Raw genomic sequence first — 26113 nt, forward strand, 5'->3', positions numbered from 1 at the left:
ACAAAATCACGCTGACTTGAACAATAAAGTGAAAATCAGCCCATTTTGTTCATTTTTATTCACGATAATTTGCCCGTTCATATCGCGCATATTATTGGCGGTGATCGCTAATCCCAACCCTAATCCCTTACCAATTTTCTTTGAGGTTTGGAATGGTTCGAACATGGATTCAAGCATTTTATCCGAGACGCCGCAGCCATTATCACTTACCGTGAGCTCTACTTGATTGTCGGTTGGAGTGACGATCAAACTCAGCTGTGGATTGGCGGTTTGGTCCATTGCATCCAATGCATTCGACACAAGGTTGCCAAGGACCTGTAGTAGCCGTTGTTCTTCACCCATGATGTTAGGTAAGTCATGAGGAACGCGCACACGTACGTCCACGTTCTCTAATTGGGATTGGTACACCCGCAAAGTATCTTCGAGTGCAGAGGTGAGAGAAATTGCCTGCAAGCTTTCTGGTTTGTTGTAGGCGAACGTCTTTAACTGGCTGGTCATGCTTGCCATGCGATCAATCAGCTTCTGTACCAAAACATTGTTGGCTTTCATCATTTCGGTTTCGCCACGTTCTGCCAATAGTTCGTTTGTGGTTAGCAGGGTACGCAAGCCTGTCAGTGGTTGATTGAGTTCATGAGTGATCGCGCTCGACATGCGACCCAAAGCGGCCATTTTGCTCGATTCAATCAACTGGCTTTGCGCTTCTTTTAGCGCTTGAGTACGCTCTTCTACCCGCTGCGCCAGCTCTTGGTTTACTTGTTGCAGCGATTGCTCAGCTTTTTTCCGCTTAGTGATGTCGATGATTGTTGCAAGGAAATACTGCTCACCATGCCAAGGGAAACTGGTCAGCGAGAACAGGACAGGGAAGACGCTACCGTCACTGCGTCTGGCAATGGTTTCAACCGTGCTGATCTCTGCGAGCTCTTTATGTTTAGGCAAGTCCTTTAGTAACTTAAGTGTGGTGGAATTGGGATTACCTGCGTCGAATAATTCCCAAGCAAAAGCGTGTCGATTGACGCTTTCTGGCAAGCAGAACAAGCGCTTTGCCATTGGGTTGAGATCGAACAATTGTCCTTGTTCATCAATCAATAGCAAACCTACGTGGGTCTTATTGATCATCTGTTTCAAGCGGCGTTGGGACTCTTCCAACAGGGCTTGAATTCGCTGTTGGTTGATGTGCTTTTGGCGACGTTGTAGACCAATGATGACGAGTAATACAACCAATAAGAGCAGCGCCGCTACGCTCCAACCAATCACGTTTATGGTTTGTTGAATCGGCTTAGAAGGGGTGAGGTAGCTGACGTACCAATTCAAATCATCCAATTTAACGGTGTGCGCAAAGTAGCGTTGTTGGTTGAGCGTCCACACACTGATATTGGTGTTGTCGTATAAGCGTTGCGTTTCTAACTGAACGGTGTTGCTCGGTTCGTTAAACCAGTCAGCGTTATAAAGCGAGCTACTCGATAGGAAAAAGCGTTGTTGGCGATTTTGCAACGTAATGATGTCTTGGCTAGTAATGGTCTGTTCGGTCAACAGGCTGAGGTTGATTTGCACCACCACAATGCCTGCGATATCCAGACCGTCGTAGATAGGCGCTGCAAGATAATACAACGGGCTCGAACCTTTGGTTTTGTTCACCAAGGAAACACCGCCGCCTTGATTGTGAATTTGTTCCACAATGGCTTTCCGGTCAGACAGGCTAAAGCGCTCTTCGATCAAACTCGATACCAATACTTCGCCAGAGTTAGACAGGATTAACCACCCTTCTGTATTGGCAGCTTTATCGAGTTGAGTCAGCTGGGTTTGCAATGGCTCGTAATAAGTTCGGTTTCCTTTCACAAACGCGATGGTTTCTGGATTATTGGTGACGAGGTAAGGCAGATGGTAGAAGCGTTTAAGTGCACGGCGAACTTCACCAATATAGTCGAGCAGTTTTTGTTGAGCTTCGGTTTGAGTTTGCACGCTCAACCACTGACGGGCGACCTCTCTACTGGCGCTATAGCAAGACAACATCAGCACTGCCGCAATTGCGACCACAAGCCATGTTTTGCCATTCCTTTTGCGCTGCATACTGACTCCATTCAGCTAGTGCGTTCTCATCGACAGTCATTAAAGAGTGCGCCTAACTGGTTGGATGTTAAAGACTTGTAAGCAAGAAGTGAGATCTAGCTCCTTTTCTCCTCAGTGGTTTTTGCTACCGTTAACAAAGAGCGATTTCTTTTTCACCCTATGGCAGTAACGTATGGCTTTTAACGACTCCCCTAAAATTGCACTTATCGAAGACGATGACATTGTTCGCCAAGCTACCAGTCAATGGCTGCAACTGGCGGGGTTCGACGTGACCGCGTTCAGTTTGGGGGAGGAGGGCAAAGCCGCCATTCTTAGCCAAGAATTTGATGCGATTGTCAGTGATGTTCGCCTGCCAGACACCGACGGCTTGTCGATACTAGAAAGTCTGATTGCCAATCACATTCCAACGCCGATTATCTTGATCACCGGACATGGTGACGTTGACATGGCTGTCGGGGCGTTACAAAACGGTGCGTTCGATTTTATCGAGAAACCTTTCCAACCTGAGCGCCTATCCCAGCGAGTGACCGATGCGGTCGAGAGTTATCGCGCACAAACGTCTACTCAAGATCGCCAAGAGTACCTATCTAGTGTTAGCGGCTTAGAAGAAGTGTTGATTGGGCGAAGCCGAGTGATGCAACAGCTTAGAGAACAAGTAGCCAAGTTAGCGCGCATTGATACTAACGTGATTATTTACGGTGAAACAGGTTGTGGTAAAGAGCTGGTAGCGACCAGTTTGCACAATGAAAGCCAACGCAGCCCCCATCATTTTGTGCCAATCAACTGTGGTGCTATTCCTGAGAACCTGTTTGAAAGTGAGCTGTTTGGGCACGAAGCAGGGGCATTTACCGGGGCAGGTAAAAAGCGCATTGGTAAATTGGAATACGCGGATAAAGGCACCTTATTCTTTGATGAAATCGAGAGTATGCCACTGTCTATGCAGGTGAAAGTCTTACGTTCATTACAGGAACATACGGTTGAGCGCGTTGGGGGTAATCAGCAGATCTCGGTTGATTTGAGAGTGATCGCCGCTGCGAAAGAAGATCTCAATGATCATGATGAGTTTCGTCAGGATTTGTACTATCGCCTCAATGTAGCGCAGATCTATTTGCCACCACTACGTGAGCGAGAAGAAGACGCGTTGATCTTGTTCGAACACTTTGCTCTGAAAAGTAATCCAGGGAGTCGTCCGCTGAGTGAAGCCGATAGAAAAGCCATTCTTGCTTACGCTTGGCCCGGTAACGTGCGTGAGCTGAGGAATGTCGCGATGCGTTTTGCACTGGATGAAACCGTCTCCGTGATGGAAATTCTCTCCAGTCGACCATCTTCTACAACCGAAGAGACACAAGCAGGCGTTCCATTGGCGATTCAGCTACACAACTTTGAACGTAAAGTGCTGCATGACTCGCTAGTTCGACATCAAGGACGAATTACGGATGTGATGGTCGAGCTAGATTTACCGCGCCGAACCCTCAACCAAAAGATGCAGAAGTTTGGTTTAAATCGCTCTGACTATACATAGAAAAAACGGCTTCTGAGGAAGCCGTTTTTTGTTGAGGTACTTATTTGTTAAGGTACTTGCCAATCTAGGCTTGGTTTACCAACTCGGTGTGTTGTTGGTTTGCCTTGCGGGTAAAGACTACACCTACAACCACCATGACAATCGTCGGAACAATCCAGCTTGCAAAGTAGTGGTACAGCGGCATGTTGCTGTCTAACCATTGGTTTGCGGCTTCTGGCATGTAACCTAGGATGTGCAGCGCATCAACACAGCCAAACGTTAGAGCAGTGAACGCTGTCGCGACGACCATGATTTGCGACATCTTGTTGCGCACTGGTGCCATGATCATCAATGCAATCGCTACTGGGTGAAGCGCCACAACCGCTGGCAATGTGATAGCCAATAGTTGCTCCAGACCTACGTTAGCGATCAAACCTGCCAACACCATGGTCGTGATAACGCAGCCTTTGTAGTTCACTTTGCTGAAAGTGTTGTCGTAAAACTCACTGCCTGCTGTGGTTACACCGATAGCAGTAGTCAAACACGCTAATACCATCACGGCACCAAGTAATAGTGAACCAAATGCGCCGAAGTGGCTGAAGGTGAATGCCGTTAAGATGTCGCCACCATTGCTGAATTCAGAACCTAAGTATGAGCTTGTTGAGCCAATGTAAGCCAATGAGATGTAAACAAATGCCATGGCAACGGCGTACATCAAAGCTGCAATTAGCGTGTATTTTGCGGTGGCTTTCGGACAATCCACACCCATGCTGTGAATCGCTCGGAAGATGATCCAACCAAAACCGATAGAACCTAGCGCGTCCATGGTCATGTAGCCTTGGGTTAAGCCTTCAGCAAATGCGCCAGATACATATGGTCCCGTTGCAGTAGTAAGCTCGCCGGCTGGATAAACCAGAGCGGTTACAGACATGATCACTAAAATAGCCATCAATGCCGGGGTTAAGATCTTGCCTAGGTTGTCGACTAATTTGCCCGGGTATAGCGCAAACAAAATGGTGATAACACAGAAAGCAATTGTGAAAGGTACCAAAGCGGCATCACCAAACATTGGTGCAAAGCTAAATTGGTAAGCCACGGTAATCGCACGTGGTATTACGAATGCAGGACCAATCACGATAAATACCATTACCCAAAAACTGGTCGCCAAAGGTTTAGGTAGGGCGGCGGTTAATTTGTCTGAACCGTTTACGATAGCGACCATCACCAGTGCCATTGCAGGCAGACCTACGCCCGTTAAGAGGAAGCCAGACATCCCGCTCAGAAAGTTTTCACCTGCTTGGTAACCCAAAAATGGAGGGAAGATCAGGTTACCCGCGCCTAAGTACATGGCGAAAGTCATGAAGCCCAAAGCGGCGATATTGCGTGCGCTTAACATTGTTATTCCTCTTATGTTTCGCTTGGAAGAAACTGAAAGGAATGGGAGGAGTATGTGGTGTTCCCGTCAGCTTCTTCTCAAGCTGACAGAAAGTTTAGATATAGCCTGTCAGCTCTGAATCAGTTCCAGAGAGAGCAGGAGGATCGCAGCAGCAACGCCAGATGGGCGTTTTAAAGCGAATTGTGATTGCGCAGTTGCTGACATGAGTGATCCTTAGTGACAAAAAAGCACCAAGGAATACGTTTGCCTTGGTGTGTAGTTACCCTAACGAACATGAGGCTATTGGCACAACCCCGAAGTAGAAAATAAGTTGATACGGTCAATGTTTGTTTCTGAACTGGTGGATCGAACTGGTTTTTAAACTCAAAATTAGAATAAATGACTTTTCATTTCATTAACATGGATTGTTTTGCTGTATTTTTGTGCTATTTGTAGTCGTTTAGGCTATAAACCTCCGCTGGTAAAGTGAGCAGTTTAGAATGATGAGCTTTTTATTCTTATTGTTAAGACGCTCATTAGTTGTAGTCCAATCCAAAATCACGTCGGCAAAATATTGCTTATCAGCCAATCGTGCATTTATTTTGTCTTGATCACATTTTATTAACCTTTTGCGATCTAGGCGTGCAACCTTCTCCTCTTGAATAAGCAAGATCTTGCTCATCGCTTTGCTATCAAATCAGCATAATTTTGCTCATTTTTGATGTCTTTCTGTGCTTATGTCAATAAATACAATGACTTAAAAGTTGGCATTTCAATTGCTCTAGGGAATTTGTTGTTAATAAAGGTTTAACATGATGTAAATCCCCAATCGTGAAACGACTACACGGAGAGTAATAATGAAAATGAATAAGCTGGTAAAAGCTTTGGCTGTCGCTGTGACTTCTTTTGGTATTGCTGCTAACGCTGCGGCAGAAGATCGTAGTTACATTCTTGCAACGGCATCGACAGGTGGTACTTACTACCCTGTGGGCGTAGCGTTGGCGACGTTAAGCAAAGTGAAATTGGCACCAAAGCATCACTTCTCCCTTTCTGCAATCAGCTCTGCGGGCTCTGGTGAAAACGTCAAACTGCTGAACGAAAACGAAGCACAGTTCGCGATTCTACAAGGTCTTTATGGTGCGTGGGCTTGGTCTGGTGAAGGTCCTTATGAGAAGAGCGGTCGCCAAGAGCAGCTGCGTTCAGTCTCTATGCTGTGGCAAAACGTTGAGCACTTTATTGTTCGCTCTGACTTAGCAAAAACTGGCACAGTGACTGACCTGAACAACCTAGATGGCAAGAAGTTCTCTATCGGTAAGAAGAACTCTGGTACTGAGAACTCGGGTCGCCAAATCATGAAAGGTCTGAAAGTAGATCCTGATAAATTCAATCTTGCTTACATGGGTTACGGCGGCAGCGCGAGCGCACTTCAAAACGGTACCATTGACGGCATGAACACGCCTGCAGGTGTACCTGTTGGTGCGGTTACTCAAGCTTTTGCTGCGTTGGGTAAAGACATTTCGATTCTTTCGTTTACTGACGAGCAAATCAAAGAGGCGAACGGTAACTACAACCTATGGACGAAGTACGAGATCCCAGCGAACACCTATCCAGGTCTAGATAAACCGATCACCACCATTGCACAGCCAAACTTCTTGGCTGTTCGTGAAGATATCTCGGAAGAAGACGTTTACCAGCTAACCAAAGCGATCTACGAGAACCTGCCGTTCCTACAAGGCATCCACAAAGCAACAAAAGCAATGGCGATTGAGAAAGCGATTGCTGGTTTGCCAGTGCCTCTTCACCCAGGCGCGGCGCGTTACTACAAAGAAATGGGCATCGAAATCCCATCAGACCTAATGGCGAAATAACGCCTACTTCGCCCCGAGTTTCGGCTCGGGGCATTTTATCCCTATCGATTTCTAAGATGGAAAAAGCCGCCAGAGCTTGGAGTATGAGATGAGCGACTCAATAGAAAAGGAATTGCAGAAGTTTGAGCTGCCCACACGCACTGATTTTCCGTGGGTAACCACTACAATCACTGTGTTTGGCGTAGTGTTGTCTGCTTTGCACATTTGGTTTAATACCTTATCGACGTTACCGGAGTTATGGATTTCCGCGACCCACTTTGCTGGCTTTGCGGTGATTTGTGCGCTTTGGTATCCGGCTCATATCTCTCTCAAGCAGAGTAAGATTGCACTCGGTATCGATGTGTTAATTGCCATGGGCGCGGTCGCGTGTTTGCTCTACATTCCCTATGCCGAAGATGCGCTGTATGAGCGTGGCGTGAAGTTTGTGACCAGCGATTGGGTCTTCGCCATCATGGCAATTCTGATTGTTATTGAGCTGATTCGACGCACCATGGGCTGGTTTATTCCAGTGCTGATTGTGGTGTGTTTAAGCTACGTTGTGCTCTGGGGTAAGTGGGCAACAGGTATTTTCCACTTTCCGGGTTTGAGCATGGAAACCTTGCTCTACCGCAGTTTCTATTCCTCTGAGGGCATGTTTGGCTCTATTTCGCGCATCAGTTGGACTTTCGTATTCATGTTCATTCTGTTTGGTGCGTTTCTCGTTCGCTCTGGTGTTGGTGATTACATCATCAATGTGGCACGTGCTGCGGCTGGCAAAATCATTGGTGGTCCGGGTTTTATCGCAGTGATTGGCTCCGGTTTGATGGGCTCAGTATCTGGCTCAAGTGTGGCAAATACGGTTTCCACCGGTGTTATCAGTATTCCTTTAATGCAAAAAGCAGGTTTCCCTTCGCGCTTTGCGGCGGGGGTGGAAGCTGCGGCGTCAACAGGTGGTCAGTTGATGCCACCAGTGATGGGGGCGGGTGCTTTCATCATGGCGTCTTACACGCAAATTCCTTATGTCGATATCATCGCAGTTTCTTTTATTCCTGCTCTTATCTATTTCTTGTCTGTGGCGTTCTTTGTGCGTATCGAAGCCAAACGCAGCGGCGTTCAAAAAATCACGACCAGCGATGAATCTCTACTGAAAGTGTTGATCAGCGGTTGGCACAACCTTATCCCGCTGGCGGTATTGGTTACTTTGTTGGTTCAAGGTTTTACACCGACTTACGCTGCGGGCTTGTCGATCATCTCAGTGGTGGTGGCGTCTTGGTTCTCGAAAGATCACAAGATGGGACCAAAAGCGATCATCGAAGCGCTATCGCAAGGTGCGAAAAACATGGCGACAACAGCCGTATTGCTGGTGGGTATCGGTTTGGTGATCAACGTGATCAGTACAACGGGCATCGGCAACACCTTCTCATTGATGATCGATGGTTGGGCGAATGGTGACTTGTTCATCATGATCGTTTTGATTGCACTCGCTTCTCTTGTTTTGGGTATGGGTTTACCTGTAACAGCGGCGTATATTGTATTGGGAACACTGTCTGCCCCTGCGCTTTACAAGTTGATTGCAGAAAACCAATTGCTTGAATTGATGGTATCGGGTCAATTGCCTGAACAAGCAAAAGCCATCTTCATGTTGGCGGCGCCAGAAAAGTTGGAACTGCTTAACGCACCAATGGCGTTGGAATCCGCAAAGGAAATGGTGGCGCTAGTGCCTGCGGACTTTATGGAAACCCTACTAGAGCAAAGTTTGGGTATGGAAGCGGTAGGCTTGGCATTGCTGGCTGCTCACCTAATCATCTTCTGGTTATCGCAAGACAGTAACGTAACACCACCAGTGTGTTTGACCGCATTTGCTGCTGCAACCATCGCGAAAACACCGCCAATGCGCACTGGTTTGATGGCGTGGAAAATCGCCAAAGGTTTGTATCTTGTACCGCTGTTGATTGCTTACACAGGCTTAGTAAGTTGGGATGTAACGTCAGTGATTACTGTAGGCTTCTTTGCCATCATCGGTACCTATGCATTGATTGGTGCGATTGAAGGTTATTTGGAAGGTCCTCTAAACATTCTGACGCGTCTCTTGTTGGTAGTGGTGGGTACATTGCTGGTTTGGCACGACATCCCAATGTTGGTTCGTGTGGCAAGCTGCGCGGTATTTGTCGCGGTGTTCATTTACAGTGGTCGCAAGTTCAAATTGCAACAATCTCAACTATCGGTTTTATAAGAGGTCGTATGAAATCAGTCTATGACTACATCATTGTTGGTGGCGGTATCGTTGGTGTGTCGACGGCATGGCAACTGCAGCAACGTCATCCAGAAAAATCCATTTTATTGGTTGAGAAAGAGTCCGGTTTTGCCAAGCATCAAACCGGACACAATAGTGGCGTGATTCATGCTGGGGTGTACTACGCACCAGGCAGCTTAAAAGCCGATTTTTGTAAGCGTGGGGTAGAGCGAACCATTTCGTTCTGTGCTGAGCACGATATTCCAGTGGAGAACTGTGGCAAGTTACTGGTTGCGACCAATGAGCAAGAAGTCGAACGCATGAATGCCCTCTATGAGCGCTGCTATGTAAACGGCATCGACGTAAAGCTACTTGATGAAGTTCAACTCAAGCTGGCTGAGCCAAACATCACTGGCTTGGGCGCGATTTATGTCAAAACCACCAGTATTGTCGATTATCGTTTGGTCACTGAGCAGATGGCGGAAGAGTTCCAAAAGCTCGGCGGGCAAATTAGCCTGAGAACTAAAGTGGTGGCTGCCGAAGAGAAGGACGAAGAAGTCCAATTGACCTGCATTTCAGACGGTCAAACCATGCAACTTAATACCAAGTTCTTGGTTACTTGCAGCGGCTTGATGGCGGATCGTATGACTAAGATGATGGGTATTCCAACCGATTTTCAGATCATCCCTTATCGTGGTGAATACTACCGCTTAGATAGCAAACACGACCAAGTGGTGAATCATCTTATTTACCCAATTCCCGACCCTGATTTGCCATTCTTGGGCGTCCACCTGACTCGTATGATTGATGGCAGTGTGACTGTTGGTCCAAATGCGGTGCAAGGCTGGAAGCGAGAAGGGTACGATAAGGTCAACTTCAGCTTGCAAGATACCATGCAAATGCTCAGATTCTCCGGTTTCTGGAAGGTAACACAAAAGCATCTAAAAATCGGATTGGATGAGTTCAAGAACTCGTGGTGGAAGCCGGGCTATCTCAAACTGGTCAATAAGTACTGCCCAAGCATCAAGGTCGAAGACCTCAAACCATATCCTGCGGGTATTCGCGCGCAAGCAGTGTTATCCGATGGCACTTTGGTTCATGACTTCCTGTTTGCCGAGAGCGCAAGAAGCCTACACGTTTGCAACGCCCCCTCTCCTGCAGCGACATCTGCAATGCCCATTGGGGAATATATTTGCGATAAAGTGAATGAGAAGATAGAGGCGAAAATGGTATAAAACAAAGGCGACTAAACTGTCGCCTTTGTTGTATTTGAATCTGGGAATTAGGAGTTGCCATCTTTAGGGCAAAGTTCGCCCTTCTTGGCGTGTCTTTCGATCATGTAATCGCCGCGGGCGCTGTGCAAGACAATCGCATTCCACACTTGCCCGTCTTTGAGTTCAAACTCCATCGCGTAGTGTATGCCGCCAACGACTTGAGTTCTCACATCATTGATTTGTTTTAGCTTATCCGTCGCGTTCATTTGATGCAGAATCATACTGAGTGAGCGCTCCGCATCTGGTGTAACTTTCGCAATCTGCCAACCACCTGGTACACCACCTTGTGAGCTGCAGATGGCTTGCATTTTCTTCTTCAAAGCTGGTGACATTTGTTTGTCGACTGCGAATGTGCTGGTTGCAAATGGCAGGGCAGATAACACCAAAACAGCCGTCCACATCATCCTTAACTTCATAATTCACTCCGTTGTTTTGCTATTGATTGAGTATAAGCACGACTTTCACGGTTTACATAATCACGAGGCATTCCGTAACAGCTCATAGATACGTATCGGAAAGATGAAAGAGTTAAAAACGATCGCCTTTCGATGGCTATTCGTAACACTCTTTAGAGGAGGAGACGTTATGAGTCTGAAGCATTATTTTGAAAAGGTCTCACCAAAGTTTGAACCGGGAGGCCAGTACCACAAGTTCTACCCACTCTTCGAAGCTGTTGAAACCCTTTTTTATACGCCGGGTAAAGTGAATCACGGCGTAACCCATGTTCGAGACAGCATCGATTTGAAGCGCATCATGATCATGGTGTGGTTAGCCGTATTCCCCGCGATGTTTTGGGGTATGTATAACATCGGGCAGCAATCCAGCGATGCTTTGCTGTACGGCCTTGACCAAGCTGCCGCACAACAAGCTATTGATGCCTCTTGGGGGCTGAGTTGGGTTTGGGGTTCAGTAGAGGCGGCCAGCCAAGCGGGTTGGGCGAGTAAAATGCTGGTCGGTGCAACCTACTTTTTGCCTGTCTACGCGACTGTGTTTGTAGTTGGCGGCTTTTGGGAAGTGCTGTTTGCTATTGTCCGCAAGCACGAGGTGAATGAAGGCTTCTTTGTTAGCTCCATTCTGTTTGCGTTAATTCTCCCGCCTACCATCCCATTGTGGCAAGCCGCGTTGGGTATCACTTTTGGTATCGTAGTGGCGAAAGAAATCTTTGGCGGTACGGGGCGTAACTTCCTAAACCCAGCATTGGCTGGTCGCGCATTCTTGTACTTTGCTTATCCCGCTAACATGTCTGGCGGCGCTGTTTGGGTTGCGGCAGATGGTTACTCTGGCGCTACACCGCTGAGCCAGTGGTATGAAGGTGGTCAAAGTGCTTTGACGAACAACATGACGGGCCAACCAATCTCATGGATGGACGCATTTGTTGGTAACCTTCCGGGTTCAATGGGGGAAGTCTCGACCTTGTTGATTGCGCTCACAGGTCTGGTGCTGATCTTTATGAAGATCGCTTCGTGGCGAATTGTTGCTGGGGTCTTTGCGGGTTTAGCTGTGACGTCGCTACTGCTTAATGCGATTGGCTCGAATACTAATCCTATGTTCTCTATGCCGTTTTACTGGCACTTTGTGATTGGTGGTGTTGCGTTTGGTACCTTCTTTATGGCGACAGACCCAGTATCCGCTGCGTTCACTAACGGTGGTAAGTGGGCTTACGGTATCTTGATTGGTGTGATGACGATATTTATCCGTGTACTCAACCCCGCCTATCCGGAAGGCATTATGTTAGCGATTCTGTTTGCCAACTTGTTTGCTCCTTTGTTCGACTACATGGTCAAAGAGAACAACATCAAACGCAGAATGAAAAGGGTGAGACCTTCGTAAAATGAGGTAAGCTTCACTGAAATTTGGTTGAAAACTGCACTATATTGAAAAGGTCAGAGACATGGGGTTTCTGGCTTTTCTTTTTATCAGGAGGACGAAGACGATGAGAATTAAGGATATTCTCGATAGCCGTTTGGTGCTGTCGTTCTGGTACAACCTAGACTACTGCTTGTCTCTTCTTAGCAAAATCTCTGCACGTTAATTTCCTCAATGCTTCCGCATTGAAAAGCAATTTATCAGTTTGTTTTTAATCTTACGCTTAAGTGCGTAGGGTCGTGCGTATAAGGAAATTAACAATGAAACGTATCCCAGAACCGTTCCGTATCAAAATGGTTGAGCCAATCAAAATGACGACCTTGGCTGACCGAGAAGTTGCCCTTAAACAAGTGGGCTTTAACCCATTTCTTCTTCGTAGTGATGATGTCTACATCGATCTGCTGACCGACTCTGGCACTGGTGCTATGAGTGACAATCAGTGGGCAGGCATCATGATGGGCGATGAGTCCTATGCTGGCAGTCGTAACTATTACAACTTGTGCGATGCGGTGGAGCATTTCTTTGGTTACAAGCTTACTGTGCCAGCGCACCAAGGTCGCGGGGCGGAGCAAATTCTATTCCCAGCTTTGATTGAGCGTATGCGTCAGGTTCGCGGTGGTGAAACGCCCGTATTTATCTCGAATTACCACTTCGATACCACTGCGGGTCACATTGAACTCAATGGCGGTAAAGCGATTAACGTGGTGACGGAAGAAGCGTTTGATACCACCACACCATACGACTGGAAGGGTAATTTTGACCTCAATAAGCTGGTGGCAACGATTGAAGAACACGGTTCTAACAATATCTGTGCGATCATCACGACGGTAACGTGTAACAGCTCTGGTGGTCAGCCTGTGTCGATGGAAAATATGCGCAGCGTGTACGAAATCGCAACCAAGTACGACATCCCTGTGGTGATTGATTCGGCTCGTTACTGTGAGAACGCTTACTTTATCAAGCAGCGTGAAGCGGGTTATGAGAACAAATCGATTCTCGAAATCATTCGCGAGATGTACCAATACGGCGACATGCTCACTATGTCTGCGAAGAAAGACCCGATGGTGAACATTGGTGGTATGTGTTGTATTCGCGATCATCAAGAGCTTTTCCAAGCGGTTCAAACACGATGTGTACCGATGGAAGGCTTTGTCACTTACGGTGGTATGGCGGGTCGTGATATGGAAGCCTTGGCTCGCGGGTTGTATGAAGGTGCGGATGAAGACTATCTTCACTACCGTATTAGCCAAGTACAATATTTGGGTGAACGTCTACGCGAAGGGGGTATTCCAATTCAATACCCAACAGGTGGTCATGCTGTCTTCGTTGATGCGGCGAAGATCTTACCGCATATCCCCGCGGATCAATTCCCTGCACAGGTACTGTGTAATGCCTTGTATTTAGAGGCAGGCATTCGTGCGGTAGAGATTGGCTCACTGTTGCTTGGTCGAGATCCGGAAACGGGTAAACAAAAAGCTTCAGAACTTGAGTTGATGCGTTTGACCATTCCACGTCGTGTCTACACCAACGATCACATGGATTACATCGCCGATGCGATCATCGAGTTGAAGAATCGTGCTGATGAACTAAAAGGATTGACGTTTGAATACGAACCTCCAGTACTTCGCCACTTTACGGCTCGTTTCCGCGAACTGGATTGAGAACTCTTCGGGTTGTCGATACTTCAGAGATTGATAAACGTTAATTAAGCAAAAAGCCGCGAACTTCGCGGCTTTTTTAACTCATCTGGGTGTCGAGTTATGCTAAATCCAGCGTGATTCGCACAAACTGCTCGTCTTGGTACAGCACTTCGTAATTGAAGGTATTGCTGGCATAAATACTACCTAAGAACAGAGAACGTTGACTCATAGGTCCACGGAAAAGCATCGAAATAGGTGCGATTAAGGCGTTATTATCGTCGAAGTGTTGGTTTAAGTTATCAGACAGAACACATAGCAAACAACCATGTTGGTCGTGGGATAAATCGACATCTTCAGGACGAGAAAGCAGAACCGTCGTACCCAATTTCTTCTCGACTTCGTTGATCAGCAGTAGGTAGCTATCGAGGTGAGGTTGTGGGTTACTAGGTTTATCGGCACCTACACAACGTTCAAGTAAAGCTTCTAGATTGCCATTTTCCCCTTTTGCCTGTTGAGTCAGAGACTTTAATGGCTTTTTAATCAGTTTGTAGCGATTACTTTTGAGCTTAGGCTTAAGCCATTTTTGCAGTAGGTCGTTACGTTCTTTAAGAGGAAGAATTCGCGATGATGCGTGGATTTTGAAGTGCAGGTGTAATAAGGCGTGCACCGCAAGCTCGCTAAGTAATTGATTAGCGTCAGCGGACTGTTTTGCCTGTTTAGAACTTTGCATTACACTCTAAATTCTTTGAAAGAAAGGAATGGTGCCGAGAGAGGGACTCGAACCCTCACACCTAAGGCACTAGCACCTCATGCTAGCGTGTCTACCAATTTCACCATCTCGGCATCATGATGCTCTGAATACACAGAGGCTTCGAAATGAAGCGTTCCAAATTGTATATCCAAAATCCATAGATTGGCGAGAGCAAAATTGCTCATTTTTGGTCTTTGGTGTTCGATTGGACATTTATTGTTCATTTTTGGTGATTTCACTATTCGTCACCCTCCTAATACCCCTATTTTCCCTACAAGTATGACCACAAAATAGCATCTTTGCTTAAATTATGAACGCTTGAACGTTTGCGTAAATAAATGTGATGAATATCTCTTTTTGTTGGCTATACTTGCGACCCGTTTAAGCGGGAATTAGGGTTCGTTGTTCAGGACCCTTACCCATACAAGCCGTCACATGGAGCAGGAAGAGTCGAGAGCTCTCCAGCAGTGAATGACCCCACGGACCGGACCAGCTACGTTCAATTGCTTGTATAAGGTAAAAATAAGATGTCGAACTATCCGTTCTTCCTTCAATTTGGATCTACGAGTGCGTTGTCACTCGATGCGTTGTCCCTTTCTTCTGCCAATGCTTTTGGCATTCCTTTCTTTTTCAACGTTCAGTAGGTCCGATTCATGAGTGTTCTATTTAGTCTATTTGGTATTGTTGCACTATTAGGTTGTGCGTTCCTGCTGTCAGAGAGCCGTTCTTCAATCAATTGGAAAACCGTGTCTCGAGCATTGCTGCTTCAAATGGGTTTCGCAGCCTTGGTGCTCTACTTCCCTTGGGGACAAGCGGCGTTAGCCAGTTTGAGCAATGGTGTCGCTGGGTTATTGAGTTTTGCCGATGAAGGCATCAAGTTCCTCTTCGGTGACCTCGCTTCTACTGGTTTCATCTTCGCGGTTCGCGTTCTTCCTATCATCATCTTCTTCAGCGCTCTTATCTCTGCCCTTTACTACTTGGGTATCATGCAAAAAGTGATTCAATTTATCGGTGGTGCCATCCAAAAGTTCTTGGGGACCAGCAAAGCAGAATCTCTTGTTGCAACAGGTAACATCTTCCTCTCTCAAGGCGAATCGCCACTTCTTATCCGTCCTTTCTTGCAAAACATGACTCGTTCAGAACTGTTCGCGGTAATGGCTGGTGGTATGGCGTCAGTTGCAGGTAGTGTACTAGGTGGTTACGCAGGTCTAGGTGTAGAGCTGAAATACCTAATCGCAGCGAGCTTCATGGCTGCTCCAGGTAGCCTGTTGATGGCAAAAATCATTGTGCCAGAGCGTCAAACGCCAAGCGATTACAACAACATCGAATTGGATAAGTCTGAAGAGAGCAACGTGATCGACGCGCTAGCAAGCGGCGCGATGGGCGGTATGAAAGTTGCGGTTGCGGTAGGTACGATGCTGATCGCATTTGTGAGTGTGATTGCAATGGTGAACACGGGTCTGGAAAACCTAGGCGAAATGTTCGGCTTTGCGGGCATCACGCTACAAGCGATCTTTGGCTACCTATTTGCCCCTCTCGCTTGGTTAATCGGCGTTCCGGGTCACGAAGTATTAGCGGCAGGTTCTTACATCGGTCAGAAAATCGTAATGAACGAATTTGTTGCATTTATCGACTTCGTACAACATAAAGCAACGCTGACTGAACACACACAAGTGATCATCACGTTTGCGCTGTGTGGTTTCGCGAACATCGGTTCTATTGCAATTCAACTTGGCTCTATCGGTGTGATGGCTCCAGAACGTCGTAAAGACGTAGCGAACATGGGTCTGAAAGCGGTAGCGGCTGGTACATTAGCGAACTTAATGAGTGCGTGTTTAGCAGGTATCTTTATCTCGTTATAAGGAACGCCTCCACATAAACAGCCATTCAAAACCCGCCACTTCGGCGGGTTTTATTTTATAAATTATTTGAATGAGAGCTAGGTTAAATATTAGGTAGGCTATTGCTCGACAATATTCATTATTGAGTAAATTCACATCAGGATTGAATAGTGCTTGCGTACGGTTTGCATTTACTTTCTAATTTATTAATAGAATAAGGAAGTCGTACGTGACGTCAAAAGTCGTATCGGTAGTATTAACCGATAAAGGTTGGACAGGGTTAGGTCCACTCACTCAAACATGCTGTAAATCCATCACACCTTTCGTAGGTTCTCACCGTTTAATTGATTTTTCGCTAACCAACCTCATTCAAGCAGGAATAAAGCGTAATCTTGTCCTCAGTCGTTTTTATTGCGCACCGTTAGTTGCTCACCTTAAGCATGCATGGCAGCACTACAAATCGAGAATCGAAGTGCTCGAACCCATTTATTCTCAAGCTAAGTTATTACCTAAGCTGCAACAGAATTGGACTGATGTTTTATTGCAGCATTTAGATGTCATCAATCGACCCTCCGATGAACATGTCTTGCTGGTCGGTGGTGAGCAAATCCATCGCAATTACATTTCTTCTTTGTTGCACTACCATCAAATCCAAAATGCCGAACTCACGTTAGTTGTGGCTCAGGTTCCTGTCGCACAAGCGTCTCAGTATCATGTCGTTGAGTTAGATGAACACCGTCAAGTCATTGATATTCAACACCAGCCCCCAATTCCAGCAGAAATTCCAAACAAACCAGGCTTTGCCATGGTATTAACGGAAAATTACCTCTTTCAGCGCCCCGTGTTGGTCAAAGGTTTGTTTAATAATGCCAAGAAGCTGGATGGTCAGCATGATTTGACCAAGGACATCGTTGCACTGCTTGCGCGTAGAGTAAAAACCGTGTTGTTTGACCTCGGCGAGATTGACGCAAAGCAAGCGCCTATGTATTGGCACAACGTTAATAACATTGATGATTATTGGCGACTACAAATGATGATGCTGGCGGAACAAAGTGATACTAGCAAACCATCTACCAGTGCGTTGCTGAGCCGACAAATTGAATCGCAACGACCAAGCCAATATTGCGATATTGAAGGGATCAAAGTCCGCGTTAAGGACAGCTATATTGCTTCTGGTTGCCATATTGAGGGGGCGTGTTCAATTCGCTCAGTCATTGGTGTGGATTGTGAGCTGGGTAAAAACAGTATTCTGCACGAATCCGTATTAATGGGACGGTGCAAAATTGGAGAAAATAGTCGCATTACACGTACTATCATTGAAGAAGATGTTCAGATTGCTCCGGGTACCGTGATTGGGGAAAAGCCGGAGAGAGACAAAGAACGTTTTCACATTACGGATGGTGGATTAGTCGTGATTCCGAGGGGCAGTCGCGTTGGTTTTGAACAAGAAGCTTCTCCACTGCATGCGAATTACCCCGAAGGCGTTACAGATAACGTCGTGTAATACGGGTATTTTGAGTTGAATTGTGATTGACGTACAGAATCAAGATTTGGTGTGTAAATATACATATTTTCGAAACTAACGGCGTTTGGCTAGGAGAAAAAATGCAGTTCGACCGACTTCAATTTGCTGATGCATTGAAGCACTTTAGAAAGAAATATAAATACTCACAAGACAGTTTGGCGGAGCTGCTTTCTTCTTCACACCGTGTATTCTCTAGCTTGAATCAAGCAACGCTGAGCCAGTGGGAGAGGAGGAAAATAGAGCCGACGTTACTGCGACGTCTCGGGATCGCACATTTCTTTCAGCAACCATATCACTACGATACTCAAGAGCTGAAGAGTGTTAAGAAAGCACTCCAACATCCGGTCAACTTCCAAAATTTAAGTACGGTGTACGAGTATGAGATCACGCATACCAGTCACGTATCTTTGGATAAATTGGAAGGAGAAGATAGATCATTAGTTATGGATTCCCATCAACGTTTGAATGGGAACGAGCTTGTCGAAACTCTGAATGAGCTTGAGCTTCATCAACCTAAAATCTACTGTTTCTATTACCAAAGAATGCTGATTGGACATGTGGTGTATGAACAGAAGAATAACGCCATTTACTTGGTCAGCGTTGTATTTTTGACCAAGTCAATTCGAACTCAATTACTCAATCATATTGTTGAAATTAGTAAAGATTTGATGGTGTTTTTCCCGATTCGGGATCATAGCTTGAATCAGTTTATGGAAGATTGTTTTTTAGAACGATGTTGTTCAAGTCATTGCATCACTTTCTACACAGGAACCAGCCGGCAATTTTTTGAGAACCCAATGATCCGGAGCGTGATGCAAGGATTTCAAGATTTTCGCTTGGTTCGCTACGAGCAAATGCTTAAGAAGCAGAGTGTTTAGCTCTGCTTCCTGATCTCAAACTAGATTCAGTAAGGTCGATTACGACTTGGGTACCAATCCGTATGGTACTGAACTAAACGCTTGTGGTTGGTTTTTTACCGTCGGTGCTTGATGCACTCCTTGCCAATCTAACAGCATGATCGCGAGGACATTACGGTGTTCACCATAAGTTAGGTCGAACTCACCATCCACAGAAGGGATCATGCCTTGCTCAGTATTAAGGGCGCTTTGAATCGCTTGACGTGTTTTTTCAACAACCGGATCGTTATCCAAACCAGCCAACAAGAAAGTAATGCCGACTTCAGCAATCACATCTTCTTTTGAACGGAGAATGATGGTGTCTATGTTGTCGCGAAAGTAGTCATAGATCCATTGATGATCGGCTTCGTTAACCTGTTTTTGGTAGTACTGAGAATCTCCAAAAATGATGTGTGTCATGCCGTAGATCTTATTGCCGTATTGTTGCGGTGAGAGCTTCTTATCTAGGCTATCTGGGTAGGTGCTTCGGAATGCATCTGTAAACGCTTTAACGACATCTTGCTCGCCGAGTTGACGCAACCAATAAACCTGATTCGCCAACTGAGCTGCCCAAGCCTCAATCATGGCGGGGTCAGTGGCGTAACGAGCAAAGTCATAACGTTTTAGTATGCTTCTCAGCGTTTTGTCTTGCTTATGTTTTAAACCATACTCATCGGCTCGTGCCATTGCGCCAAGTAAATCAACACCTAAATACAAGTATTCTGGTTGATGTTTGGTAACGGTATAACGGCGCTGCCCGCGCTCGTCTTCGTCGTCATGGTAGCTGGCTAAACGTTCCTCTGAATACAGAAAAATCTGTTCTGGTGTGGTGACATCGCTGGCAAAGCGATTTAAACGGCTGGCAACTTGCGCCATGTCAGTCCATACCGCAGGTAAGTATTTATCATCCAAAGTTTGGCGGTACATACGAAGACCGAAATGCCCTTCTCGAAACGCTGGTAAGGTATAGAGCTGTGACTCATAGGTACTTTTGATCAACTGAGCAGATTGTGAATAGGTCAAAGCTGGAGACTCTTGAGAGGCTTGCGCCTGAAAAACCAGTGAGCATGAGAGCAACACGGCTAAGCTGAGAGGTTTGATACGCATATACACATTCCGTTAGAAAGCCAGAATTCAAACCTACCATCAATGCTTTATCGGTATGTAATGGCTCAGTCAATAGTTAGTCACGATATGGCGGAACGTTAGGTTGATGCGTTCTCCTTTGGTTTTTGCAGTTTTTGGGACAGCATGCTTCCAATGGTGCTGAAGCTCACCTGCCATGATAAGCAGTGAACCATGGCTGAGTTCATACTCTATTTGGGTTTTACAATGTAAATTCCTTAGCACAAACCGACGAGTTTCCCCCAAATTAATCGACGCAATAATCGGGTTTCTTCCCAATTCTGGTTCGTTGTCTTGGTGCCAGCCCATTGAATCTTGTCCATTGCGATATAGGTTTGCCAATACTGAGTTGAACGAAACGTCTGCAATGGTTTCGCAGCGTCCTTTGAGATCACTAAGTTCTGTGGTCCAAGGGTGAGGTACCATTGTGAGCCCGGAGTAGGTGTACGCTGCATCGCCGTGCCATGCTTGCAAACGAGGTTGTAGAACTGAGCGACCAAACATCATGATGCTTTCTTGTTGCCAAGGTAGGGTTGTTCGCAATTGGGAAAAGTAATGGTCGGCTTCTGAATGACTCAGAAAGTGAGGATCATGGTAGATCTTGCCTTGTGCTACTTCTTGCCAAAATGAGCTTTTGAATAAATCGCCTTGTACCTGCATCTCACTTTACCTTTCTCTTTTATAAAATGAACAAATATTTATTACCTTTACGATGGCTATTGGTTATTCTTTTAGTAAATAAGTATTTTAACAATAAATAAAGAAAACTCTTGGTTTGCCATGAGTTAGTGGGGAACAGATGCGGTACTCACCGAAGAAGCAAGGTTACTTTGCATTGTTCTTCCTCACTTTTTTTGCCCTGTGCGTTGGAGTTATTGAGCTATTACACCAAAATCAGCTCAGTCTGCACCGAGAGCGAGTTCAAGTTGAGGCCAAAGAACAACTTTCTATGCTCCGTTCCAATTTGGAAGCGGAACTGATGGCTGACATATATAAGGCCAGCACTCTGGCTACGCTTATCACATTGCTGCCGAACAGCGAAACACACAAGCTGAATTTGGCGGCGAATCGTATCTTAAGCAAAAGTAATCACATTACTGTTATTGGCATCGCAGAAAATGATGTCGTCGGTTATATATACCCTCGAAAGGGCAATGAACGTGTGATTGGTCTTGATTATCGTAGCGTGCCTACTCAATGGGTTCAGGTACAAAAAGCCAAAGACATTGAAGAGATATTTATCGCCGGTCCTGTCGAGCTTGTACAAGGCGGTAAAGGGTTGATTGTGCGCGTTCCTGTGTTCCGCGATCCTCCGACTAATAAAGACTATTGGGGCGTTATTAGTGCGGTGATCGATTTCAATGGTTTGTTGAGAGAAACGGGTGTCATTGATTTTTCTTACCAATATCAAATGACGATGCGTGGCTACGACAGTGGCGGTGAGCTAGGTGATGTTATCTTTGGCAATCCGGGAAGAGAAGAGGACATTTATGCCAAAGAGCAAGTGTTCTTCCCATATGGTGGCTGGAGTCTAGCGGTGTACTCCAATGGTGAGTTAGAACAACAAGTGCCTTGGTATGTATTACAAATGGCGCGTTTAGTTGGCTATCCGATCGTGCTTGCTTTGAGCATTGCGCTCATTGTTATTTATCGCCTATACATTGTAGCGGACAGCCGTGCATTGCATGATGAGCTTACTCAGCTGCCAAATCGTCGTTACTTTATGAAGTCTTATCAACAGCAGTTTGAGATCGCCAAGCGCTATAAAAAGCGTTATAGCTTTGCCTTGGTTAACATCGACCTCGATCATTTTAAGCATATTAACGATACCTATGGGCATGACGCAGGGGACAAGGTGTTGGTGGCGTGTGCAGAAAGAATCAAAAGCACATTGCGCCGATCAGATATTGTGGCGCGAATGGGGGGCGACGAGTTTCTTATCATCGTGCATAACCCTAAGACTGAAGAAAACATTCAAGCGTTGTTGAAAAAACTGAGGTTTGCCTTGTGTTCAACGCCGGTGATCTATGAAGAAGAATTGATATACCTGCGAACCAGCATGGGTTACGCGATGTTTGACCCTGAAATGATTTCATCTCAGCAAATGATGAAAATCGCTGACGAGCGAATGTATCAACAGAAACACTATGGCGGCTAAAACGAATGGTATAGCACCCGCTTAAAACATTTAAACGAAAAGCCTCGCACACTTAGCGAGGCTTTTTCATTTAAGCCGTTCTTATCACTAAGAAAGGACATTGCTGACAAAGGGATTAGTAGCAATGCATGTTGTGGCATATTTTGCAGTTGTTTGCATTTTGCAAATGCGATTTGCAAAATGTGTGGTTAATAAATCATCAATATGCATCAAGATCGAAGAAAAAACGCAGTTTTAAAAGTTGGCACGCATCGTGCTTTATACAGAGTGACCCTTATTAAGCCGAGGGTCACCTAGCCAACTGACGTTGTTAGTGAATACACATTGTTCACAAGTATATACCGCCAATCACCTCATTGTGATTGGCGTTTTTTCTTTTTATAGTTCAATAATTTGCCTCTCATCGCCCGAATCATCTGATTCGCCACACTTGTTATAACAACTTGGTTGCCTTGGACACACTGCTCCTCTTGAACAAATCAATCTTGCTTGAGTTTGAATCCCTCGTTCGATCCAATTGATGTTGAGAATTTTGGCAATCGTTGTGAGATCTTTCTTGATGTGCTGTGGAATCACAGTACTACCACCGGAAGACACACACAGTGACTTCAACTCTTCAGCAATCGCAATCGCATCACCACCTTGGGCTGAAATCGCTGGATTGAGGTCAATACCTGCACACAGAACGCGATTATTACCTGCAGGGTCAAATACGTTGACCGATTCACAGCAATAGATGCGGGGTTCGTTACCGACGTTAAGAATCGAAATTTGCGCCGAGCTGGTGTCCAGCGGTTGTGATAAGCGGCGGAACACCGCCCAGTGCTGACAAGGGTCATTGACTTTACGCATGTTCCCCCAAGGCAGAGGGATACCATTACCGCGATATACGGCTTTCAGTTTGCCTGGACCATAGGCATCAAAGTAATGCCAGTGTGGGTATGGCGACACTACCGTCATGCGGCGCATCGCGACAGAAGGCGAGACGCCCGCTTTTTTGTGAACATCAATTTCATAGCCAGAGCGGTCAAGTAACTGACGAAATGGCACTTTCGGACACAACAACGCCCCAGCAAAGAAACTCGACTCGAAATCGCGCCACGCTTGTAAAATATCTTGTGAGTTGAGTTCAGAGTTAGAAACCTGCGAACCGCTTTGTTCCCAGTTGTTCTGGTGACCAATCGACAACACGTTATTCATGCCGTCACTGCTGTGCAGCACTCGGTGCCCAATGTATACCGCTAAGTCGTACTTCAATCGAGTCGGGTAGTCTCGCATGCGCTTGTTGAGGTAGATGGTCCCTGGTGCTTCCATAAACGAGGTGATCAACTGCTTGGCACTCACACCGAGTTCATCAATCACATCTTGTGGCGCGCGGTCTACCCAGCGAATATCCAATCCCATGCTTTTCGCAATATCAATCAGATCCTCTACCGAAAGATTAAGACGTTTTAAGCCAACCTCTTCTGCCGCTCGTTCTAAGTCCGGGAAGTGGTTTTGGTGGTTCTCTTGATGCGCTCGAATCAAGAGATGAGCGAACTGACGCCCCGTGATGCCGGTTTGAGAGAGCATTTCCGGTATCGCGATTTGTAGGATGTCGTTAGAGAATAAAAAGCTTGGTTCGAGCGCCATTCCGTTGATGCCACCACGATTACCTTTGTTGGGGGTAATGGCTTCTAGCTCTGGTTCATCGTCCAAAAACCAAGCGGGTTCTTTTTGGAAAACTTCGGCAATCACTTCCAACATATCAATGCTCGGAACGCGTTTTCCACGTTCGATCATGGATAAGTAAGAAACTGACGGAGCGTATTCAGGATTAATCCTAACGCAACGCGCAGACAAATCTTCCATCGTTAAATGGTTGTTCTTCCTTAGGTTACGAATTTTCGTTCCTAAGAAGTGAGATTGGCGGATAAGACTTTTTGACACAGACATTTTGTAAAATTCACATTGTAAAATTTTTGTTGTGAAATTGTAGTCAATATTTCGCTAGTCTACATAATGAGCAGGCAAGGAAATTAACCATCAACTTCACAGATTTGCCTGAAACTTAAACAGAGGTTTTAAGTTTTTACTCTAGGAAGAGTGTTTAAGTGCGAGGAAACGACGATGAATATGCTGAACTTCGATAAAAAAGACATCCAACAACAAGAACGCCCATTTATCGCTGAAGCCGTATTTGCCGTCGAGGCGGTAAGTGCTGAGCAGCAGAGCGAGAAGCAAGTTAAGGCGAAGCAACTACTGGACCGTATGTTCCCATTGGAGAGTGGGTCACACCAAGATGTATCAAGCTACGTGATCGACTACAGACACGTAATGGCGTACTTCAAGGACGGCACACACAGTGGTCTGAAAAGTCCAAAGCATTTTGTGGCGTACACAGGAGAGAAAGAAGATCCAAAATCGATCCTATTCAAAGATGAATCAGGCAGTCACGTTGAAGTAATGTTCGGTTGTCACAAAGGCACGGGTTGTGTGGAGTTGATGGATATTGACGACATCCAACTGGAAACGCGTACTACCTTTAGCCCTGAGCTAATTGGTAATGCGCCGACCGCGATGCGTCATTGGATCAGCTTAATCAAAGGCGATAAGAAAGGAAAGCCAATGGCGTGCAGTGAAGACAAAGAGTACACCGCGAAAAATGGCGACGATTACTTCTTAAGCTACTGCTATAGCATTGATTAATGAGCTAAGAAGTACAGAGAATAACGAGCCAGCCCAAGAAAGACAAAACCCCAAGCACTTGCTTGGGGTTTTGTTTATATTTTCAGCCAGTTTGAATGGCTTTCGCCTGTTCGTTTTGACTGTGTTAAAGCGGCATTACGCGGTTACGACCGAGTTGTTTCGCTTCATACAATTGTTTATCAGCTTTGTTTACGATGCTATCGAGCGTGTCACCAACTTCAAATTCTGCAACACCAAAAGAGGCGGTGATGCTTTGTACTTGGCTCCCTGAACGTTTGTCACGAACACGCAGCTTTTCAATCATTCGACGAAGCGTATCAGCGTATTGTCGACCGATTCGCAGTGACTTGTTTGGTACGATAAGGGCAAACTCTTCACCACCAAAGCGATAAGCACTGATGCCGTCACGACAACTTTGTTGCAGTCGACGAGCAATGGCTTTGATTACGGTATCTCCGAATAGGTGACCGTAGTTGTCATTGAATGCTTTGAAGTGGTCGATATCCAACATGATCAGTGTCATTGCTTGGTTGTTATCGATCAGCATTTGCAGGTCGTTATCGAAAGCGCGACGGTTATACAGGTTGGATAAGCCATCGAACAAGGCGTCTTTCTGCACTTCTGCTAGCTGATTCTTAAGGCGAGAGATCTCTTCGCTAGCCGTTGTGAGTTGGCTATTTAGGAACTTCGTCGAGTGGCGTATTTCACGAGACTCTGCAACAAGCTGACGCACTACATTCATCACTTCTTCGATGCTGAGGCTATTGTCTTCAACTTTTTCTAGTTTGTTAAAGCTCTTATCCACCATGTCGGAGAAGGAGGAGGTGTCGGTAATCGTGTCAGTCATCGAGCTAGAGACTTCGCCCAAAAGCACTTCTACATTTGTTTTGAGTTCTTCTAAGCTGGTTTCTGCTTTACTCGCAACATAGCTGTTATAGAGCTGCTTATGCATTGCTGGTGGGCAGACGTCATAGTTCTCAAGAACTATATCTAATTCTTGATTCAGCTCTGGGATAGTTTTGTCTACGTAGGTGTACCACAGTGCGTAGTTGGCTGGTGTTGCCGCTACGTGGTTTTTTATCATCAGTGGTACCGCTTTTTTTAGATTCGCGGTTGATTTCTTAAATTCGTCGGTCATTTCTGCAGTGTTACAAGCAAAATGGAATTAAGCTAAGGGTAACGGATATAAAACAATATCGCTTTATTTTTTGTCATTTTTGCTTGGTTTTCTTAAAAAATATGAGCAAATAATCAAATGGTTTCATGAATATTAGTCTTGATTTTAAAATTTCATAAAATCCTTCGTAACATTCTGTTTACCATAAA

General features: G+C 45.8%; 19 protein-coding genes and 1 tRNA gene. 11 read left to right on the top strand and 9 right to left on the bottom strand.

Annotated features, from left to right (window positions below):
- Nucleotides 1–6 precede the first annotated feature (6 nt).
- On the bottom strand, nucleotides 7–2067 hold the full coding sequence (locus NL647_RS00220) for a sensor histidine kinase (RefSeq protein WP_050902485.1): 2061 nt from the start codon (nucleotides 2065–2067) through the stop codon (nucleotides 7–9).
- A gap of 172 nt (nucleotides 2068–2239) precedes the next feature.
- Between NL647_RS00220 and NL647_RS00225 the strand changes: the two genes are divergently transcribed.
- Nucleotides 2240–3589 (top strand): sigma-54 dependent transcriptional regulator, encoded by a 1350-nt coding sequence (locus NL647_RS00225; protein ID WP_253649444.1) that lies wholly within the window; start codon nucleotides 2240–2242, stop codon nucleotides 3587–3589.
- A gap of 64 nt (nucleotides 3590–3653) precedes the next feature.
- On the opposite strand, the gene brnQ is transcribed toward NL647_RS00225, so the two are convergent.
- Nucleotides 3654–4964: a branched-chain amino acid transport system II carrier protein gene (gene brnQ, locus NL647_RS00230; protein WP_253649445.1), complete on the bottom strand. Its 1311-nt coding sequence runs from the start codon at nucleotides 4962–4964 to the stop codon at nucleotides 3654–3656.
- An 836-nt stretch (nucleotides 4965–5800) separates the two neighbouring features.
- On the opposite strand from brnQ, the gene NL647_RS00235 reads away from it, so the two are divergent.
- From NL647_RS00235 to lhgO, 3 genes are all read left to right on the top strand, one after another.
- Nucleotides 5801–6811 (top strand): TAXI family TRAP transporter solute-binding subunit, encoded by a 1011-nt coding sequence (locus NL647_RS00235; protein ID WP_005374185.1) that lies wholly within the window; start codon nucleotides 5801–5803, stop codon nucleotides 6809–6811.
- Between the two features lie 88 nt (nucleotides 6812–6899).
- A complete protein-coding gene (locus tag NL647_RS00240) occupies nucleotides 6900–9023 on the top strand; it encodes a TRAP transporter permease (RefSeq protein WP_054824313.1) in 2124 nt (707 codons plus the stop codon).
- Nucleotides 9024–9031: 8 nt separating this feature from the next.
- Nucleotides 9032–10258 (top strand): L-2-hydroxyglutarate oxidase, encoded by a 1227-nt coding sequence (gene lhgO, locus NL647_RS00245; protein WP_253649446.1) that lies wholly within the window; start codon nucleotides 9032–9034, stop codon nucleotides 10256–10258.
- A gap of 47 nt (nucleotides 10259–10305) precedes the next feature.
- Here the strand turns inward: lhgO and NL647_RS00250 are convergent, their stop codons facing one another.
- Nucleotides 10306–10713, bottom strand: a complete 408-nt coding sequence (locus NL647_RS00250) for a cystatin (protein WP_050937270.1) — start codon at nucleotides 10711–10713, stop codon at nucleotides 10306–10308.
- Between the two features lie 169 nt (nucleotides 10714–10882).
- Between NL647_RS00250 and NL647_RS00255 the strand changes: the two genes are divergently transcribed.
- Both NL647_RS00255 and NL647_RS00260 read left to right on the top strand, forming a co-directional pair.
- On the top strand, nucleotides 10883–12127 hold the full coding sequence (locus tag NL647_RS00255; RefSeq protein WP_253649447.1) for an NADH:ubiquinone reductase (Na(+)-transporting) subunit B: 1245 nt from the start codon (nucleotides 10883–10885) through the stop codon (nucleotides 12125–12127).
- A 296-nt stretch (nucleotides 12128–12423) separates the two neighbouring features.
- Nucleotides 12424–13824: a tryptophanase gene (locus NL647_RS00260; protein ID WP_253649448.1), complete on the top strand. Its 1401-nt coding sequence runs from the start codon at nucleotides 12424–12426 to the stop codon at nucleotides 13822–13824.
- 97 nt (nucleotides 13825–13921) lie between these two features.
- Here the strand turns inward: NL647_RS00260 and NL647_RS00265 are convergent, their stop codons facing one another.
- Both NL647_RS00265 and NL647_RS00270 read right to left on the bottom strand, forming a co-directional pair.
- Nucleotides 13922–14533 carry a DUF2913 family protein gene (locus NL647_RS00265; protein WP_009703776.1) on the bottom strand — a complete coding sequence of 204 codons (612 nt, stop codon included), beginning with the start codon at nucleotides 14531–14533 and terminating at the stop codon, nucleotides 13922–13924.
- A gap of 29 nt (nucleotides 14534–14562) precedes the next feature.
- Nucleotides 14563–14646: transfer RNA gene (locus NL647_RS00270), tRNA-Leu, on the bottom strand.
- A gap of 561 nt (nucleotides 14647–15207) precedes the next feature.
- Here NL647_RS00270 and NL647_RS00275 point away from each other — a divergent pair.
- From NL647_RS00275 to NL647_RS00285, 3 genes are all read left to right on the top strand, one after another.
- A complete protein-coding gene (locus NL647_RS00275) occupies nucleotides 15208–16416 on the top strand; it encodes a NupC/NupG family nucleoside CNT transporter (RefSeq protein ID WP_005432553.1) in 1209 nt (402 codons plus the stop codon).
- Nucleotides 16417–16624: 208 nt separating this feature from the next.
- Nucleotides 16625–17899, top strand: a complete 1275-nt coding sequence (locus tag NL647_RS00280; RefSeq protein WP_009696873.1) for a sugar phosphate nucleotidyltransferase — start codon at nucleotides 16625–16627, stop codon at nucleotides 17897–17899.
- A 101-nt stretch (nucleotides 17900–18000) separates the two neighbouring features.
- Nucleotides 18001–18798 (top strand): helix-turn-helix domain-containing protein, encoded by a 798-nt coding sequence (locus NL647_RS00285; protein ID WP_253649449.1) that lies wholly within the window; start codon nucleotides 18001–18003, stop codon nucleotides 18796–18798.
- Nucleotides 18799–18837: 39 nt separating this feature from the next.
- On the opposite strand, the gene NL647_RS00290 is transcribed toward NL647_RS00285, so the two are convergent.
- Together NL647_RS00290 and NL647_RS00295 are read right to left on the bottom strand one after the other, a co-directional pair.
- Complete coding sequence (locus NL647_RS00290; protein ID WP_005453339.1) at nucleotides 18838–19923, bottom strand: DUF3541 domain-containing protein; 1086 nt, start codon at nucleotides 19921–19923, stop codon at nucleotides 18838–18840.
- Nucleotides 19924–19992: 69 nt separating this feature from the next.
- Complete coding sequence (locus NL647_RS00295) at nucleotides 19993–20601, bottom strand: alpha-ketoglutarate-dependent dioxygenase AlkB (protein WP_029789595.1); 609 nt, start codon at nucleotides 20599–20601, stop codon at nucleotides 19993–19995.
- Between the two features lie 139 nt (nucleotides 20602–20740).
- On the opposite strand from NL647_RS00295, the gene NL647_RS00300 reads away from it, so the two are divergent.
- Nucleotides 20741–22099 carry a diguanylate cyclase gene (locus NL647_RS00300; protein WP_005453344.1) on the top strand — a complete coding sequence of 453 codons (1359 nt, stop codon included), beginning with the start codon at nucleotides 20741–20743 and terminating at the stop codon, nucleotides 22097–22099.
- Between the two features lie 378 nt (nucleotides 22100–22477).
- On the opposite strand, the gene NL647_RS00305 is transcribed toward NL647_RS00300, so the two are convergent.
- Nucleotides 22478–24034, bottom strand: a complete 1557-nt coding sequence (locus NL647_RS00305) for a DUF3612 domain-containing protein (RefSeq protein WP_009696875.1) — start codon at nucleotides 24032–24034, stop codon at nucleotides 22478–22480.
- A 174-nt stretch (nucleotides 24035–24208) separates the two neighbouring features.
- Between NL647_RS00305 and NL647_RS00310 the strand changes: the two genes are divergently transcribed.
- Nucleotides 24209–24787 carry a malate synthase gene (locus NL647_RS00310; RefSeq protein ID WP_009696876.1) on the top strand — a complete coding sequence of 193 codons (579 nt, stop codon included), beginning with the start codon at nucleotides 24209–24211 and terminating at the stop codon, nucleotides 24785–24787.
- Nucleotides 24788–24911: 124 nt separating this feature from the next.
- Here the strand turns inward: NL647_RS00310 and NL647_RS00315 are convergent, their stop codons facing one another.
- On the bottom strand, nucleotides 24912–25925 hold the full coding sequence (locus tag NL647_RS00315) for a GGDEF domain-containing protein (RefSeq protein WP_253649450.1): 1014 nt from the start codon (nucleotides 25923–25925) through the stop codon (nucleotides 24912–24914).
- Between the last annotated feature and the right edge of the window lie 188 nt (nucleotides 25926–26113).

This window comes from Vibrio sp. Y29_XK_CS5 (genome assembly GCF_024181835.1).
Classification (GTDB): Bacteria; Pseudomonadota; Gammaproteobacteria; order Enterobacterales; family Vibrionaceae; genus Vibrio; species Vibrio harveyi.

What these genes read in the sequence shown, in the direction of transcription:
- NL647_RS00220 (WP_050902485.1), bottom strand. Translation starts at nt 2,067, where the DNA reads ATGCAGCGCAAAAGGAATGGCAAAACATGGCTTGTGGTCGCAATTGCG.
- NL647_RS00225 (WP_253649444.1), top strand. Translation starts at nt 2,240, where the DNA reads ATGGCTTTTAACGACTCCCCTAAAATTGCACTTATCGAAGACGATGAC.
- brnQ (WP_253649445.1), bottom strand. Translation starts at nt 4,964, where the DNA reads ATGTTAAGCGCACGCAATATCGCCGCTTTGGGCTTCATGACTTTCGCC.
- NL647_RS00235 (WP_005374185.1), top strand. Translation starts at nt 5,801, where the DNA reads ATGAAAATGAATAAGCTGGTAAAAGCTTTGGCTGTCGCTGTGACTTCT.
- NL647_RS00240 (WP_054824313.1), top strand. Translation starts at nt 6,900, where the DNA reads ATGAGCGACTCAATAGAAAAGGAATTGCAGAAGTTTGAGCTGCCCACA.
- lhgO (WP_253649446.1), top strand. Translation starts at nt 9,032, where the DNA reads ATGAAATCAGTCTATGACTACATCATTGTTGGTGGCGGTATCGTTGGT.
- NL647_RS00250 (WP_050937270.1), bottom strand. Translation starts at nt 10,713, where the DNA reads ATGAAGTTAAGGATGATGTGGACGGCTGTTTTGGTGTTATCTGCCCTG.
- NL647_RS00255 (WP_253649447.1), top strand. Translation starts at nt 10,883, where the DNA reads ATGAGTCTGAAGCATTATTTTGAAAAGGTCTCACCAAAGTTTGAACCG.
- NL647_RS00260 (WP_253649448.1), top strand. Translation starts at nt 12,424, where the DNA reads ATGAAACGTATCCCAGAACCGTTCCGTATCAAAATGGTTGAGCCAATC.
- NL647_RS00265 (WP_009703776.1), bottom strand. Translation starts at nt 14,533, where the DNA reads ATGCAAAGTTCTAAACAGGCAAAACAGTCCGCTGACGCTAATCAATTA.
- NL647_RS00275 (WP_005432553.1), top strand. Translation starts at nt 15,208, where the DNA reads ATGAGTGTTCTATTTAGTCTATTTGGTATTGTTGCACTATTAGGTTGT.
- NL647_RS00285 (WP_253649449.1), top strand. Translation starts at nt 18,001, where the DNA reads ATGCAGTTCGACCGACTTCAATTTGCTGATGCATTGAAGCACTTTAGA.
- NL647_RS00290 (WP_005453339.1), bottom strand. Translation starts at nt 19,923, where the DNA reads ATGCGTATCAAACCTCTCAGCTTAGCCGTGTTGCTCTCATGCTCACTG.
- NL647_RS00295 (WP_029789595.1), bottom strand. Translation starts at nt 20,601, where the DNA reads ATGCAGGTACAAGGCGATTTATTCAAAAGCTCATTTTGGCAAGAAGTA.
- NL647_RS00300 (WP_005453344.1), top strand. Translation starts at nt 20,741, where the DNA reads ATGCGGTACTCACCGAAGAAGCAAGGTTACTTTGCATTGTTCTTCCTC.
- NL647_RS00305 (WP_009696875.1), bottom strand. Translation starts at nt 24,034, where the DNA reads ATGTCTGTGTCAAAAAGTCTTATCCGCCAATCTCACTTCTTAGGAACG.
- NL647_RS00310 (WP_009696876.1), top strand. Translation starts at nt 24,209, where the DNA reads ATGAATATGCTGAACTTCGATAAAAAAGACATCCAACAACAAGAACGC.
- NL647_RS00315 (WP_253649450.1), bottom strand. Translation starts at nt 25,925, where the DNA reads ATGACCGACGAATTTAAGAAATCAACCGCGAATCTAAAAAAAGCGGTA.